General features: G+C 47.8%; 13 protein-coding genes. 3 read left to right on the top strand and 10 right to left on the bottom strand.

Annotation, left to right across the window (positions count from 1 at the left end; all coding sequences use genetic code 11):
- Positions 1-145: 145 nt before the first annotated feature.
- Entirely contained in the window at positions 146-1,327 is a 1,182-nt protein-coding gene (locus ACNA6I_RS04840) for a D-alanyl-D-alanine carboxypeptidase family protein (RefSeq protein WP_053072382.1), read from the bottom strand.
- Positions 1,328-1,577: 250 nt separating this feature from the next.
- Between ACNA6I_RS04840 and ACNA6I_RS04835 the strand changes: the two genes are divergently transcribed.
- Together ACNA6I_RS04835 and ACNA6I_RS04830 are read left to right on the top strand one after the other, a co-directional pair.
- A complete protein-coding gene (locus tag ACNA6I_RS04835) occupies positions 1,578-2,207 on the top strand; it encodes a 5-bromo-4-chloroindolyl phosphate hydrolysis family protein (RefSeq protein WP_048003782.1) in 630 nt (209 codons plus the stop codon).
- Between the two features lie 22 nt (positions 2,208-2,229).
- Positions 2,230-3,363 (top strand): toxic anion resistance protein, encoded by a 1,134-nt coding sequence (locus tag ACNA6I_RS04830; RefSeq protein WP_416313002.1) that lies wholly within the window; start codon positions 2,230-2,232, stop codon positions 3,361-3,363.
- A 120-nt stretch (positions 3,364-3,483) separates the two neighbouring features.
- Here ACNA6I_RS04830 and ACNA6I_RS04825 read toward each other — a convergent pair whose 3' ends face one another.
- The 7 genes from ACNA6I_RS04825 to ACNA6I_RS04795 form a co-directional block, all read right to left on the bottom strand.
- On the bottom strand, positions 3,484-5,397 hold the full coding sequence (locus tag ACNA6I_RS04825) for a vWA domain-containing protein (protein ID WP_416313001.1): 1,914 nt from the start codon (positions 5,395-5,397) through the stop codon (positions 3,484-3,486).
- Between the two features lie 10 nt (positions 5,398-5,407).
- Positions 5,408-6,295: an ATP-binding protein gene (locus ACNA6I_RS04820; protein WP_063191600.1), complete on the bottom strand. Its 888-nt coding sequence runs from the start codon at positions 6,293-6,295 to the stop codon at positions 5,408-5,410.
- Between the two features lie 63 nt (positions 6,296-6,358).
- The gene (locus ACNA6I_RS04815; protein ID WP_416313000.1) at positions 6,359-6,514 is read right to left on the bottom strand and encodes a hypothetical protein; all 156 of its coding nucleotides are present in this window, start codon (positions 6,512-6,514) and stop codon (positions 6,359-6,361) included.
- Positions 6,515-7,252: a GNAT family N-acetyltransferase gene (locus ACNA6I_RS04810; protein ID WP_416312999.1), complete on the bottom strand. Its 738-nt coding sequence runs from the start codon at positions 7,250-7,252 to the stop codon at positions 6,515-6,517. It lies immediately after the preceding gene.
- A 62-nt stretch (positions 7,253-7,314) separates the two neighbouring features.
- The gene (locus tag ACNA6I_RS04805; protein WP_048003787.1) at positions 7,315-7,518 is read right to left on the bottom strand and encodes a DUF6501 family protein; all 204 of its coding nucleotides are present in this window, start codon (positions 7,516-7,518) and stop codon (positions 7,315-7,317) included.
- Between the two features lie 230 nt (positions 7,519-7,748).
- Positions 7,749-8,639, bottom strand: a complete 891-nt coding sequence (locus ACNA6I_RS04800; RefSeq protein ID WP_048003788.1) for a gamma-glutamylcyclotransferase — start codon at positions 8,637-8,639, stop codon at positions 7,749-7,751.
- Positions 8,640-8,753: 114 nt separating this feature from the next.
- Entirely contained in the window at positions 8,754-10,406 is a 1,653-nt protein-coding gene (locus ACNA6I_RS04795; protein ID WP_156184465.1) for an AMP-binding protein, read from the bottom strand.
- Positions 10,407-10,709: 303 nt separating this feature from the next.
- On the opposite strand from ACNA6I_RS04795, the gene sda reads away from it, so the two are divergent.
- Positions 10,710-10,844: a sporulation histidine kinase inhibitor Sda gene (sda, locus tag ACNA6I_RS04790; RefSeq protein ID WP_048003790.1), complete on the top strand. Its 135-nt coding sequence runs from the start codon at positions 10,710-10,712 to the stop codon at positions 10,842-10,844.
- A gap of 293 nt (positions 10,845-11,137) precedes the next feature.
- Here the strand turns inward: sda and odhB are convergent, their stop codons facing one another.
- Both odhB and ACNA6I_RS04780 read right to left on the bottom strand, forming a co-directional pair.
- The gene (odhB, locus tag ACNA6I_RS04785; protein WP_252264772.1) at positions 11,138-12,376 is read right to left on the bottom strand and encodes a 2-oxoglutarate dehydrogenase complex dihydrolipoyllysine-residue succinyltransferase; all 1,239 of its coding nucleotides are present in this window, start codon (positions 12,374-12,376) and stop codon (positions 11,138-11,140) included.
- A gap of 19 nt (positions 12,377-12,395) precedes the next feature.
- A complete protein-coding gene (locus ACNA6I_RS04780) occupies positions 12,396-15,245 on the bottom strand; it encodes a 2-oxoglutarate dehydrogenase E1 component (protein ID WP_416312998.1) in 2,850 nt (949 codons plus the stop codon).
- Positions 15,246-15,576 lie beyond the last annotated feature (331 nt).

Below are 15,576 nucleotides of genomic sequence, written 5' to 3'. Positions count from 1 at the left end.
TGCCGGGGAGGCTCACGGGCTACCCGTGGAAAGAGAAGTCTTGCACGGAAATCATGAGCGGCATGAAGAACCTAGACTGATTGTGTCCGTCATGAACTGGTACCTGTTTAGTTTAGTCCAAGCTTCGTTTTTTCATTAGGATGGACTATTGAGCATTTCTTCTTCTGATAAAGGTTGTACCTGCAATGACCATGATGATGAGATAGAGATAAAAGGGTAGCATGATATACCCTTTTTCAGGAGAGCCGTTGTGAACGGTGCCTGGCCCATTGGTTGCAAGGGCATGATCCTCTTGCAGATTTGAGGAGGCGTCAATCCGTTCCAATTTTGTAGACGTGATCTCGTCCCCCTCTTTGTTGAACAGCGTCAAAAGCCCGTCTTCGCTCATTTTCTCACTGATGTGGCCGTTGGTCGGCTGGGTATAATGAAAATCGCTTGGAAGCCTGAAACGCTTCCCATCGAATGTGAAAACGGTATCCTTCGGAATGTAACTCGAAGTGAACCTGTCCAGTCCGTAATCGAGTAGTTTCTTCGTATCATCATATATGGCCGGCTTTGATTGAGCCTTCATCGTCACGACGACAAGGGAGACATCATCTTTTTCCGCCGTAGTTACAAGCGTGTGCCTGGATTCATCAACAAATCCGTTCTTTCCGCCGGTCACCTCAGGGTATGGAAGCTCCCCCTTCACCATCTTATGTGCATTGTACAATGTGGTATCCCAGCTTTCTGAAGACCAATCCATAGATTGGATGCCGAAAAGACTTCTGAATGTGTCATTCTGCATGGCATAGCGTGTGATTTCTGCCATATCTTTGGCTGTCGTATAGTGATTTTTGTCGAATAATCCATGGGCGTTTGTAAAGTGGGTGTGCTCCACTCCTGCCTTTTCCTTCAAGAACGTATTCAGTTTATCGACAAATTCATCCTCCGATCCTGCAACATGCTCCGCAATGGCCACTGCGGCGTCATTCCCGGAATTGATGAGCAGTCCTTCGAGCAGCTGTTCCATGCTCATCTTTTCCCCTTCTTCCAGGTACACGGTCGATCCATCGGTGTTGGCTGCCTTTCGGCTGATTGTCACCTCTTCATCTAGGGCACTGTGCTCGATTGCATAGATGGCTGTAGCGATTTTGGTGATGCTAGCCGGGTACATTTTCTTCTCAGCATTTTTAGAATAAAGGAGGCTGTCTGTATTCGTATCCAAAACTACAGCGGTCTCGCTGTAGACATTTGTTGGTTTTTTTGCGGGTGCCTCTTCGGCAGTCGCTGTCGTTGCAGAACATAAGCCGAATAATAAAGCGGCTGCTGCGATTCGTTTCATCATGTCCACTCACCTGTCATTTCAATGTTTACACCTCAATCATTCTATCAAAAAATTGAAGTGCTTAAACACTATTCCCAGTGATTTGTTAAGAAATTGAAAGAATCCTGTCAGATAATGACATATTTTGCGGTCGCAAGGGTTACGGATTTCCAATTTCACTGCGATTGTTCTACAATAGAGACAGCAGATGAAACTTTTTTTATCACCGGAACGTATAGACAGTCAGCATATTTTTTAAGGGGTAGATGAGATGAATACATTTCTACAAGTCTTAACGAGAACAGGTATCGGCTGGAGTGCTGGAGCAGCCGGATTCTTCACCTATCTACTGGCATTCGACCTCGGTTTTTTCATTTCTGTCGCGGCAGCCGTCGGCACCAGCTTTCTCGCCTTCTATTCCACGAAGCAGATCCAAAAGCATCTGTGGCTTAAGAAGAATGGCATCACCCGCAGGGAATATATCTTCATCACCAGGAACCTAAAAGAAGCTAAACTTAAAATAAACAGATTGCAAAGGCAGCAGCTCAAGGTCAGATCACTGGGTGCCTTCAGGCAGATCCTTGAGTTGAGTCGATTGAGCAAGAGGATCTACCAGCTTGCCAAACGGGAGCCCCGGCGGTTCTTCAAGGCAGAGTCGTTCTTCTACTATCACCTTGATTCCGTTGTTGAAATCACCGAAAAGTATACGTTTCTTGCGTCCCAACCAGGTAAGGACAAGGAAGCATTCAAATCCCTTCAACAGACGAAGACCACCCTTGATGAACTCTCCCTTTCACTGGAGCAGGATCTGCGCAAGGTACTGGCCGATGACATGGACACCCTTCACTTTGAATTGGATTTTGCAAAGAAAAGATTGGAAGAACAAAAGACGATAAAATGATGACGACTGGAGGAACCACCCCATGGAACAACGCAAAGAATACTCGGAACTTGATCAGCTATTATCCAATCCCTTCGATGAAGGCCTCACCCCTCAGCCTCAGAAGGCCAACTGCCTCATGGAGCGCCTGCCAGAAGAGCAGCAGCAAAAGGCGAAGCAGCTCGCAGAACAGATCGATTATAAAGATTATGAGGCCATCCTGAAGTACGGGACGGCCGCTCAATCCCAGCTCTCCAATTTTTCGAATTCCATGCTCGATCACGTTCAAAAACGGGATATCGGACCGATTGGTGACGTGCTCGGGGACCTCATGAAGAAACTGGAGCTCATGAACCCCGACGAATTGAATTCAAAGCAAAAAGGAGTCTTTAAACGGTTGTTCCGTAAGGTCTCATCATCCATTCAGGAAGTCCTTTCCAAGTATCAGAAGATCGGATCACAGATCGACAGGATCTCGGTCAGGCTCGAGCATTCTAAAAAGACCCTGATGGACGACAATCGACTCCTTGAGACGCTGTATGAAAAAAATAAAGACTACTTCCACGCCCTCAATATGTATATTGCAGCGGCTGAATATAAACGGGATGAAATTCAAGGTACCCTCCTTCCGACACTCAGGAAAAAGGCAGAAGAAACCGGCGACGAGCTCTTATACCAGGAAGTCAATGACACCACCCAGTTTCTTGACCGATTGGAAAAGCGAATCCACGACCTTAAGCTGAGCAGGCAGATGACGATTCAATCCGCACCTCAGATCCGTCTTATCCAGAACACCAACCAGGCACTTGCAGAGAAAATCCAGGCGTCGGTCCTCACGGCCATCCCGCTTTGGAAAAATCAGATTGCCATTGCCCTTACCCTGCTGAATCAGCAAAAAGCCGTCACGGCTCAGAAGCAGGTATCGCAAACGACCAATGATCTCCTTCTGAAGAACTCCGAGATGTTGAAAGTCAACAGCATTGAAACCGCTAAGGAAAATGAGCGTGGAATCATCGATATCGAGACGTTGAAAAAAACGCAGGAAAACCTTATTACAACGATTGAAGAAACGTTGGCCATCCAGGCAGAAGGGCGACAGAAGCGCCAGCAGGCCGAACAGGAAATGGTTACGATGGAGCAGGAACTGAAGCAAAAACTCATCGAAATCAGAAAATAAACGATCAAAAAAACCGGGCGATCCAATGATCGCCCGGTTTTTGCATGGGTCGTATCCCGCCCTGGGTCACGGACGTCCCCTCGAGACGGACGTCACCGTAACCCGCTGATGGGCACAACCTTAAATGCTGCTGATCAGCAGTTTCCTCAGGAGTGGGAACAGAACATCAGGTAGCTCTGATACATCCGACACCAGGATACTGTAGTTCCCGTATATGTTCTGAATCGTTTTGCGCTGACCTTCGTCAATTTCACCGCTGGCGAGGAATACATTGATGACTTCGATGCCTTTTTTTCGTGCATCTAGGACGGCCTCATGGGTATCAACGATGCCGTTTTGCTCATAATCCATGGCAGCCGGCTCTCCGTCTGAGAAGACCAGCAGGAACTTCTGCTTCTCCCCTCTTTGAAGGATCCGATCTGTCATCAATCTGATGGCGAATCCGTCCCTGTTGTCCTCTTCAGGTTGAAGCTGCATGATTTCAGGACCACTGGATGGCTTCAAGGAAGATTGGAATTCCAGGACAGGCTTAAGATAATTGGGTTGAGAATGGGAAGTAGCGGCATTGGTATCTTCCCAGAACCCCACAACTTCGTGTGGCACCCTGACACCTTTCAAGGATTCGTGGAATAATGTGATTCCAAGCTTTGTCTCTTCCATTTTATCGAACATGGAGCCCGAACAATCCACCAGCAGGGAGAATACGGCGTCCAGCTCGGTGGAAGGATCATGTTTTTTGTAGAACAATCTGGGCACATCATCTGTAAGGAGCCTCAGGAGTTTTTTATTCAACCTGCCGAAGTGGAGATCCGTTCTTGGCTGGATCCTTTTATGCTCCAGAGTCTTTTCGATCATCTTCTGGAGCTTTTTCTTATAGGTAAATACCGCTGCCTTATTCACACCGTAGGCTGCCTTGTCTTCTGAAGATGGTACATCTGGAGCAAGAAAGACCGCTTCTGCATAACGATTTTCCTTTCCATACGGGTGATCTCCCATGCCACGCTCTTCATGCTCCTGATCGACCGCTTTAGGAGTCTCGTAGATCTCACGGTCGGTTTGTTTGGATGTACCCTGTACCATGGCCATGGCCTGATCCCCGTCTTCTCCTTCCCGTACACCTTCTCCCATGAGATCGGAGGAACTTCCCTGATCCAGATCGAATTGCAGGAATGATTCCCCTTTCTCTTCGGATTCCCGATGCCAGGTGCGGAACTCCTCATCCATGATTTCCTCTTCCCCTGTACTCTCCTCCTCAAGAACATCTTCGTTCACAAGGGGATCCCGGCGTTTCAGATCATCAAACGTCTGGTCCGCCTCATCAGCATATACATCTTCCGGGAGATGGAAGTATTCATTCAGCATGTCCTTCTTCAACACGTCTTCACATACCTCGACCATCTCCATACACACCTTCACAACGTCGGAGGTGGATTTCGTTTCGTATAGAAGGGATAGCTGCCGCTGGAGAAATGGCATCATGAGATCGATCTCATCCGAAATGGCCGTCGCTTCCTCCAGCGGTGATTGTGCATGAAGGAGCAAAAACAGCTGGTTGAATAAAGCATCTGTAAATACACTTTTCGTCAAATTCACTTTTAGCTGCGCATCAAAAAATTGCCGATAGATCCTTCTCCTTACACTGAATGATGCCTTCGTACCAGGTCGCTCCGATTTGCAGATTTCCTCGAGTCTTACTTCTTCCCCGATCACAAAGAGCTGTTTGGCAAAGCGCTTCACGGGTGATCGGTCGATTGCTCGAAGATAGCGTTCCACCGTTTTCATTTCTGTGTGTCCAAGATTCCCGATCGTGCGAAGATACACATCGCTTTTTAACCCATATGTCTCGTCCCTTTTATCCCGGTGATCCCAGAAGTGACTGACATAGACGACTTCATTTTTCGGATCGAGATAGGAAAATGGACCATATTTCAAGGACATTTCACCATTCTTTGAGAGGGTTTTGGCGAGATCCGCCATCTCCATGAACAGAAAGGAATCGATGCGCTCATCATTGAATTGTATAAATCGATGCATGATTAACCCCTCATTCGAATAGTGTATCGGCAATGTTTTCGATTGCCGCTTTTTCCCTTTCATCTTCCAATTTATCTATGATTCCCCGTCGGATGGCCCGCTTTGCCGGCAGGTGCACCGCCAGGTCACACGCGTCAAGGAGGGCACGTATGGAAGCTGCTTCTTCTGATACCTGTCCGTTCCTCACCTGTACCATCAAGTCTGAAGCGAGCTGGACGAACCGGTCCACTACTTTAGGATCCGTAAGGGAGCTTTGAGCGGCTATGACCGCTTTTAATGTATCTCCTTCAATATATGGCACGTCCACCACCACAAACCGGTTTTTCAGGGCTTCATTCATCGGGACGGTCCCGACATACCCTTCATTGATGGCCGCAATGACACCGAAGCTCGGTTCGGCCTTGATGACTTCACCTGTGAAAGGATTTGTTATGCTTCTCCTATAATCGAGGACCCCGTTCAGGATCGGAAGCGTTTCAGGCTTCGCCATATTGATCTCATCTATATAAAGGAGATGTCCTTTTTTCATCGCCTGTATGACAGGACCTTCAATGAATTCAATTACGCTCTTGCCGTCCTTTTCTGCAATCGTCTTGTACCCCAGAAGAGCCTCTGCATCCAGGTCAACGGAGCAATTGATGCTGTGCATCGGTTGTGACAGCATGGAAGATAAGGTATCGGAGAGCTTTGTCTTCCCCGATCCGGTCGGTCCCTTCAATAGAAGATTCTTTCCAAGGGTCAGCGATGTCAGGCAGTCTTCGATTATAAAATCTTCGCTGGAGGTATACCCTCCCTTTCTGACCAATGACCGGTCTTTTTCATTATGGAAGGTACGCTTTCGTTCTTCGATCAAGCGGGCAATTTCATCTGGTAGTTGTGTTACGTTCACTGTTGTCATCCTTTCTGATTATCCATGGAACTATTGTATCGAAATGAAACAAGCACTGCAAAAGGAAGATGCTTAAAGGGACAAATCATATCTGGTGAAGGTCCGTTGAATGGTCATGCCCGCTTTTTTATAAAGCAGTGCTGCACGAGTCGGGCTGTCACTATCAACCAACAGCGCCGCATGAGTCATGCCCGCACGGTGCAGCCCGTCAAATGTTCGATGTAACAACTATCGTCCCAGTCCCCTTCTCCGCCATTCCCTTTTCATGCCTAAATGGGATATTTCCCCGATCCTTGTTTCATCATCAGCACGTGAAAGGACAAATCCGATCACATTTTCCTTATCGATCATGAGGAGCCACTGATCGGTTGAAACTTCCGGGGTGAAAAACCGCTGATTGAACTCTTCCCATGTGGAAGGATGATAGTCATAGTGATCGGCAAAAATCGTTTCGTAGGCTTCATAGAGAGCATGTTCATCGCTTCCGGGAATGAACGGACGGACAAGGTACGGATCGTCCGGTACAGACATCCCAGTGAGTTCCCTGCTCATCTGATGCCAGTGTCTTCCGGCGGAAAATCCCGCTTTCTCGAAAGCAGTCCGCTCTTCAGGCGTATTGGCGGAAATGATAATGCTCTTCTCTTCGGCACTCCCTGCTTTCCAGCGTTTTCCCGATTCGATCAGGGATTCGATCAGATCTTCAATGTAGCCTTCTGTCCCCTTGTCTCTCACGGTCAATAACAGCGATGGGAGACGATGATCCCGATGAGTGAGAAACGACACCCCCTTCAGCACATCATGGATCCATAGCCCGACCTTATCTTCTCTTCCCGTCTTGAGTACCAAGTCCCTGATCATCTTCAAACTGGTTTGTACTTTTCCATATACGGTTTCTTCATAGTCATGGATCAAGCTGATCACCTCAGAAAGATCGCCTGCCCGTATTGACCGTTTGACTCTGCTCATCCCTTCACCTCCACATAAAAAAACTGATGCTTTCAGAGAATGAAAAGCATCAGCTTTGATCCTTACAGTACTTCAAAGTACTCTTTGTAAAATCCGCCCATCTTACCGCTTTCGTCGATGACGAAGTAGTAATCTTCGGATTCATTTTTTAAGTCGTATACTTTCCCTGGAACCAATACATGTTCCACTGTATATTTTGCCGCATTCGTATGTAGGCACTTCACTTTTCTTCCTGTTTCATTCCCGGTCCATGTATGATGGATCATTGTTGTATCCCCTTCCTGATCTTGACTATGTTACTAGTATAGTCTTATCTTCTTCTGAGTTCAATACTCCAGGAAGAAACCTTGCCGTCCGCTTTACACGGCCTACAATTAGGATGGCGATGATTCGGTCACATATATCTTCGTACAGAAATCGTGGACCTCAAGACGATGTCATACAGATGGACCGCAGCAACAGACATTGCAGTAGTCAGCATTTCAGCATCACGCACTCAGGCAGGATCCCGATTCAACGTCGGTATCTTCTGAAGCATGGCATGAAGACGTTTTTCGTCCATTCCAAGTCCCAAGAGCTGATCTTGCAGTCTACGATGATAGCTGTCGCTTACATAAGGATGGCTTCCCCTCAGGATCTCAAGGGCGTAATGTTCCGGCGGAAGGGTTTCAGGTGATTTCCGTTTCACGATGAACGTAAGGACATTGTTATGTACCCTTCCATCAATCATCACATCAAGGAAAGCCGGGCGGTACCATCCGGGGAGAACCCCTTCCCTTTCAAATAGGTAGTCGACGGCTTCCTGATTGACTCGATAGACCACGCCTTCCATCGCCTCTCCAGGAACTTCCGTGATATCCCCCCTGCCCCCGTCATCCACGACAAAAGAGTAATCCATTCTGAAATCTTGTACAATTCCAGCTCCAAGGCAGTCCTGAAAGTGGACGTGGACCCCTGCTTTTCTGAACCGTTCCTCGTCCATACAGGATCCGTAGGCGAAATATAGGATGTCGGACGGCCTGTGTGCGAGGAAATTCTTTACTTTCCAATCACCCGAAGGAATCGTTGAACCCTGTACGTCTTCTGATGCTGCTGTAAATACGGTAGCCACATAGCTTCCGTGGTCGGTATAAACGGTTGCTTCCTTCTTGATGGCCTTGGCCGGGATCGCTTCTTTCGTCTTATTGAGCTGATCGATGACGGAAGGGTCGACCTCATACAATTCGCCGTACACCTTCTCCCTTCCGTCCTTCATGACCGGGTGTCCCTCCACTGATTCAAGGAGTATCCCATCGACGTACGCTTGATGTGAAATGGTTCGGGGATTTTGTAAAAGCGCATGATGGCGTTCATGCTTTCTTAAGTTTCCATAAACGAATACGAGCATAGAAATTCCTCCACGGATTGAATTCATTATAATCTGCTTCTTCATGATATCACAGAAACAGGGCAATGGAGTCCCGTAAGACGACCCAATGCCCTTACCCACAAAAGAAAGCGATTACATTTTATTCGTGTGCGAAATGGCCTTCTCACCCATTTCCCGCAAACGGAATTTCTGTATTTTCCCTGACGCTGTCATGGGATACGAATCAATGAACTCAATGAATTTCGGCACTTTGAACCGAGAAATCTTCCCTTTGCAAAAATCGCGGATTTCCTCTGATGTGCAGGATTGACCCGGCTTGAGGATCACCCATGCAATCACTTCTTCTCCAAACGTTTCATCCGGTACACCGGTGACCTGTACGTCGAGGATCTTTGGATGGGAGTATAGAAACTCTTCGATTTCCCTTGGATAAATATTTTCACCGCCCCTGATGATCATATCTTTGAGTCTTCCCGTGATCCTGCAGTACCCTTCTTCATCCATGATGGCCAAATCTCCAGTGTGGAGCCATCCTTCTTCGTCGATGGCCAGGGAGGTCGCCTGTTCATTTTTGTAATATCCCTTCATCACGTGGTAACCGCGTGTGCACAGTTCCCCCTGTTGACCATGACCAAGGGATTCTCCTGTGGCAGGATCGATGACTTTCACTTCGACATCGGGAAGGGCCCGGCCGACCGTCTCCACCTTCACATTCAATGGATCATCCGTCCGGGTCTGTGTGATGACCGGGGAAGACTCCGTTTGGCCATAAGCGATGGTGATTTCTTCAGCTCCCATCCGCTCCATTACCCCCTTCATCACCTCCACCGGACAATTGCTTCCTGCCATGATACCGGTTCTGAGCGTTGAAAGATCATATTCGTTGAACTCTGGGAGGTTCAACTCAGCAATGAACATCGTCGGAACCCCGTGTAACGCTGTACACCGTTCAGATTCCACTGTGCGGAGGACTTCTGATGGATTGAATTCCTGCACGGGTATCATCGCGGCCCCTACGGAAGCACATGCCATCGTTCCAAGCACACAACCGAAACAGTGAAAAAATGGAACCGGGATGCATAATCGATCCTTTTCAGTCAGATCCATGCACCTTGCGATATTGTATCCATTATTCACAATGTTGGAGTGGGTGAGCATCACTCCTTTAGGAAACCCTGTAGTACCGGAAGTATACTGCATATTGATCACATCATCAGGTTTGCACTCGGCCATCCGTGCGTTCAGCCGTTCGTCGCCCTCCCCTTCTCCGAGCTTCATGATATCGTCCCAGGAATAGGTACCGGGATAGCGCTGATCTCCGAGGACGATGACATTCTTCAACTTCGGCAGCGTAGCGCTTTCCAGCTGACCTGGTACTGAAGTTTTGAGTTCCGGGCAAATATCATAGAGCATCTCGATATAAGAGGTTGTTCGGTAACCTTCCATCAGTATGATGGAGCTGCTATCCGACTGGTCCAGCAGGTACTTCAGTTCCTCCCTTTGATAATTGGTATTCACCGTGACCAGGACAGCCCCCATCTTCCCGGTGGAAAACTGACTGATAAGCCACTCAGGGGTGTTTGTCGCCCAGATGGCCATATGATCTCCTTTATTGATGCCAAGTTCCATGAATCCTTTTGCTGCTTGACGGCAAAGTTCGTCAAAGCGGGAATAGCTCCATCTCAACCCCCTGTCCGCATAAACCACCGCATCCCGTTCCGGGAAAAGTGCCGCCTTTTCTTCCAGAAGTGTCCCGATTGTTTTCGTTAAAACCGCCACATACAACCCCTCCCCAATATGTACATACTGTTCTTACGTGAGTAATATTATCATAAAAATTAGAATTTTCAAACACAAAAGGAAGGAAGCCCATCTTTTACTCTAACGACTCTACGTGCTTACCACTGAATATCGGGATCACACCCTTACCCCAAATCCATCTGGTTTAAACACATTTCAACAATTCGTGTCAAAACCCGACTTAAGTTGTATTTTCAAAATACCCCTTTTCAAACACGGTGAATGTATGTAGAATAAATAGAAAATATAGAACATTCTATATTTTAAACATTTCCTGGGAGGTTGCTCATGAAAATCTTAAGTAATGAACAGTTGGTCGCAGCGTATCGGAATGCTGAAAAGCAGGGGAATGATCAGGATTGGATTATGCTCCTGAAGAAAGAAATTCGAAACCGTGGACTGAGGCCTTTTAGGAAATCGTGATGAGACGTTGAATGGGAAGGGTGAAGACAAATTTGTCTTCACCTTTTATTTTTGTGAAGGGGACCTGCCTTTACTTGCTTTCTTCCATTGTTCTTCCTCGATGATTCCAAGCTTATGAAACAAATAAGAATAGTAGTATACCTTTTTCTTCACTTCCATCACCTCTTTTTCCCTTGACCAAAACTATTGGGTTTAATCATATTTTATGCATTTATACAAGGTTTAGTGCAAAAAAATCCGATGCCCCCCTGGGGCACCGGCAATACATTCATCCATTCAGTTAAAAATCAGGATCAGCCTTCAAGAAGAAGATCTTCAGGATTTTCAAGCAGTTCCTTCACCATGGCAAGGAAGCCTACTGCTTCTTTGCCATCTATGATTCTATGATCATAGGATAGGGCCACGTACATCATCGGACGGTTTTCCATTGTATCCTTGTCGATTGCCATCGGACGCAACTGGATCTTGTGCATTCCTAGAATCCCTACTTGAGGTCCATTCAGGATCGGAGTGGAAAGAAGTGATCCGAAGACACCGCCATTGGTGATGGTGAAAGATCCACCTTGGAGATCGGCAAGGGCAAGCTTGTTTTTCCTTGCTTTGGTTGCAAGCTCCATGATTTCCCCTTCGATTTCGGCAAAGTTTTTGCGCTCACAGTCACGGACCACCGGAACGACCAGTCCATCTTCAGTCGAGACGGCAACACCGACATCATAGAACTTTTTGAGTACGATTTCATCTCCATCGATTTCAGCATTCACGTATGGATACTTTTTAAGGGCAGCAACAACCGCTTTTGTGAAGAAGCTCATGAATCCGAGTCTTACATCGTGGTCTTCAAAGAATTTGTCCTTTTTGCGCTTTCTGAGCTCCATTACAGCCGTCATATCGATTTCGTTAAATGTCGTAAGCATGGCAGCCGTCTGCTGAACTTCAACAAGCCTCTTAGCAATGGTCTGGCGGCGGCGTGACATTTTTTCGCGCTCAACCGGTTTACCATTATCGGATTTAGGCGCTTTTTTAGCTTCTGGCGCTGGCTTGGCCGGAGCTGAAGCAGGCTTGTTTCCATAGGCTTCGATATCCTGCTTGCGCACCCTTCCAAGAGGATCGGTCGGCACGTCGGAAAGATCGATCCCTTTTTCCCTAGCGAGCTTGCGTGCAGCAGGCGAAGCAATCGGACGATTTTTCTTTTCGGCTGCAGCAGGCTCTTCTTTGGCCGGTTCCTGCTTTTGTTCCTTCTGTTCAGGAGCTTCGGCTTTCTCCTCCGCTTTTTCCTTGGATGGGGCCGGGGCTTCCCCGCCTTCACCGACGACAGCGATGACTTGGCCAACCTCAACGGTATCTCCTTCTTCGGCTTTCAGTTCTTGGATCGTTCCCGCTTCTTCAGAGATGACTTCCACGTTTACTTTATCGGTTTCCAACTCTACGATATATTCGCCTTTTTCCACGTAATCGCCCGGCTGTTTCAGCCACTGGGCGATCGTACCTTCTGTAATGGATTCTGCTAATTCTGGAACTTTGATTTCTGCCACTGTGATGTCCTCCTCTTTCTTATCGGGTTAACGCTTCGTTCAGGATACGTGATTGTTCTTTTTTGTGTACGGTCGCTTCCCCTTCAGAAGGACTTGACCGCCTTCTTCTGCCGACATAATGAACGCTTACTCCATCAGGTGCAAGTTCCCTCAGGCGCGGTTCTGCGAATGACCATGCCCCCATATTCTTCGGTTCCTCTTGAATCCAGACAATCTCTTTCAGATTCGGGTATCTGTCCAGAATGGCAGCGATCTCCTGATTCGGGAATGGATACACTTCCTCCACACGAAGGATATGAAGCCAATCCAGACCTTCCATTTCTCCAAGTTTTTCTTCAAGATCAATGGTGATTTTACCACTTCCGAGGATGATGCGCTCTACGGCTTCGTGATTTTCACCCGTTCCCTTTTGTTCGAGGACGGAATGGAACTCCCCTCCGGCTAATTCTTCTGCTGTAACGGACGCATGTTGATTCCTGAGCAGGCTCTTCGGTGTCATGACCACAAGCGGCCTTACCTCTTCTTTCTGGAGGATGGCTGCCTGCCTTCTCAACAGGTGGAAGTACTGACCCGAAGTCGAACAGTTCGCAACGGTCCAGTTATACTCACCGCCCAGCTGGAGGAAACGTTCCATACGTGCGCTGGAATGCTCCGGCCCCTGCCCTTCATAGGCATGCGGGAGAAGCAGGACCAGCCCCGATTTTTGTCCCCATTTAGCACGGCCAGCGGAGATGAATTGATCGAACATCACCTGTGCCATGTTGGAGAAGTCCCCGAACTGTGCCTCCCATAGAACCAGGGTTTCCGGGGCAAATACGTTATAACCGTACTCGTATCCGACAACGGCCGTCTCGGTAAGCGGGCTGTTGTGAACAACGAATGAAGCATGTGTATCTTTCAGGTTATGAAGGGGGATGTACTCTTCACCCGACTGCTCATCATGAAGAACCAGATGACGCTGGGCGAACGTTCCCCTTTCAGAATCCTGACCGGTAAGGCGGATCGGCGTCCCATCCTTCAGGATGCTTGCAAATGCAAGGGTCTCTGCATGGGCCCAATCGATCTTCCCTTTCCCTTCAAAGGCGAGGCCTCTCCGCTGAAGGATTTTACCAAGCTTCTTGAAGACAGTGAATCCTTCCGGCCACTGAAGCATTTCATCGTTCAAGCCTTTCATGGTGGCAAGATCGACCGACGTTTTGATCTCAGGCAGGCCATTTGCAACATCTTCAGGCGGAGCGAGGACCGTGTCGGGATCATCATCTTTTGCCGGGACCTTATCATAGGCAGCCTTCAGCATGTCTTCGATTTCTTTGTCCATTGCAGCGATTTCGTCTTTATTGACGATTCCTTCGGAAAGCAATTTTTCTGCGAAGAGTTCCTTTACATTCGGATGTTTGTGGATGATCTTGTACATTAACGGATTCGTGACCATTGGCTCATCCATCTCATTGTGTCCGAAGCGGCGGTACCCGATCAGGTCGATAACAAAATCCTTACCGAACGTTTTACGGTATTCATACGCTAGGACCGCTGCCGTCAGGCATGCTTCCGGATCATCGGCATTAACATGGACGATCGGCACCTCGAAGCCCTTTGCCGTATCGGATGCGTATTTCGTCGATCTGGAATCCCTGCTTTCCGTTGTAAATCCGATCATGTTATTGGCGATCAGATGAATCGATCCGCCTGTACCGTACCCGCGGAGCCTGCTCATGTTGAGCGTTTCGGCCACGACACCCTGACCAGGGAATGCAGCATCACCATGGATCATGATGGCATAGGACGTTTCAGGGGATTGTTCCGGATACCCCTTATCTTCCCTCGTCTCCTGTGCTGCCCTTGTGTAACCGGCAACGATTGGGCTCACCACTTCAAGGTGACTCGGATTATTGGCAAGCGTCACCCTCGCGCGGGCTGTGGGAAGCTGACGAGGTGATATCTCTCGGTCTGCCCCAAGATGGTATTTCACATCACCGGTCCATCCGAATGTGATGCCGATAGAACCTTCTGATGGGATGAGGTCTTTACTTGGTGCGTGCTGGAACTCAGCGAAGATCATTTCATACGGTTTTCCGACTACATGGGCGAGGACGTTCAGGCGACCTCGGTGAGCCATGCCGATATTGACCGTCTTGGCACCGGCCTCAACGGAGTGCCGTACCATCTCGTCAAGAAGGGGAACCATCGTATCAAGACCCTCGATTGAAAAGCGCTTCTGCCCGACAAAGGTGCGGTGGATGAATTTTTCAAACCCGTCCACTTCGGCAAGCCTTCTTAAAAGGAGCAGCTTCTGATCTTTTGTCAATTTCGGGAAGAACTGACCAGACTCGATTTTCTCGCGCAGCCAGTTCTTTTCTTCGAGCTCGTGCACATGTGCGTATTCATAGGCAAGTTTTTTCGTATACACCTTCTTCAGGTGTTTGATGGCCAGCAGTCCGTCCGTGACATGTTCCGGTGCATTCGGGCATAGGAAATCAACCGGTATCTTCTTAAGATCCTCTTCGGTCAGGTCGAATTCGGAAAGATCAATTCTTCTCGTATCCTTCTCCCGATCGTTAAGAGGGTTGATATCGGCTGCCAGATGGCCATATGTACGGATGTTGTCGGCCAATTTGACGGCCGCCACCATCTTGCTCAGTTCTGTCGGCTGCGCCGGCAGGGAAAACGAAGCGTCAGCTGATTGGGCATCTGCCAGGACTTGTACGTCTTCAGCTTTCGGGGGGCCCCATTGATCAAAAAGTTCTTTCAGCTCGGGATCTACTGCATCGGGATCCTGCAGATATTCTTCATACACTTCGATCACATAGCCAAGATTGGGTCCATAAAACGATTGCCATGGTCCACCTTGATTGGTCGATTGCTTTTTCATCGTGAAAAACCTCCAACTGATTTGCCACTTAGTATTATTTGGATATCATGTATTCATTCCAGTTCATATTATGGAAGAATAGTAAAATTTGTTCGTATAAAACGCTTACAAGGATATTTTATCACTGTAAAGGACTATTATAAAGCCCTTAAATCAAATTTCTCAAAATTTTTACTCTACGATTCTGAAGGTAAGGAAATTCTTCGGAAAGGCCATCTCCCCTTTATTCCCATAATGTCATATAGTTGATGTGTCAATTAACCCATTATTCTGAAATAATTTTTTATGAAGCGCTTTCTCTCCATGTACACTTTCCATGGGGCGATAGACT

Source organism: Rossellomorea sp. FS2 (assembly GCF_047915635.1).
GTDB classification, from domain to species: Bacteria; Bacillota; Bacilli; order Bacillales; family Bacillaceae_B; genus Rossellomorea; species Rossellomorea marisflavi_A.
Note: the sequence above shows the minus strand (reverse complement) of the source record. Positions and strands in the feature narration are given on the sequence as shown.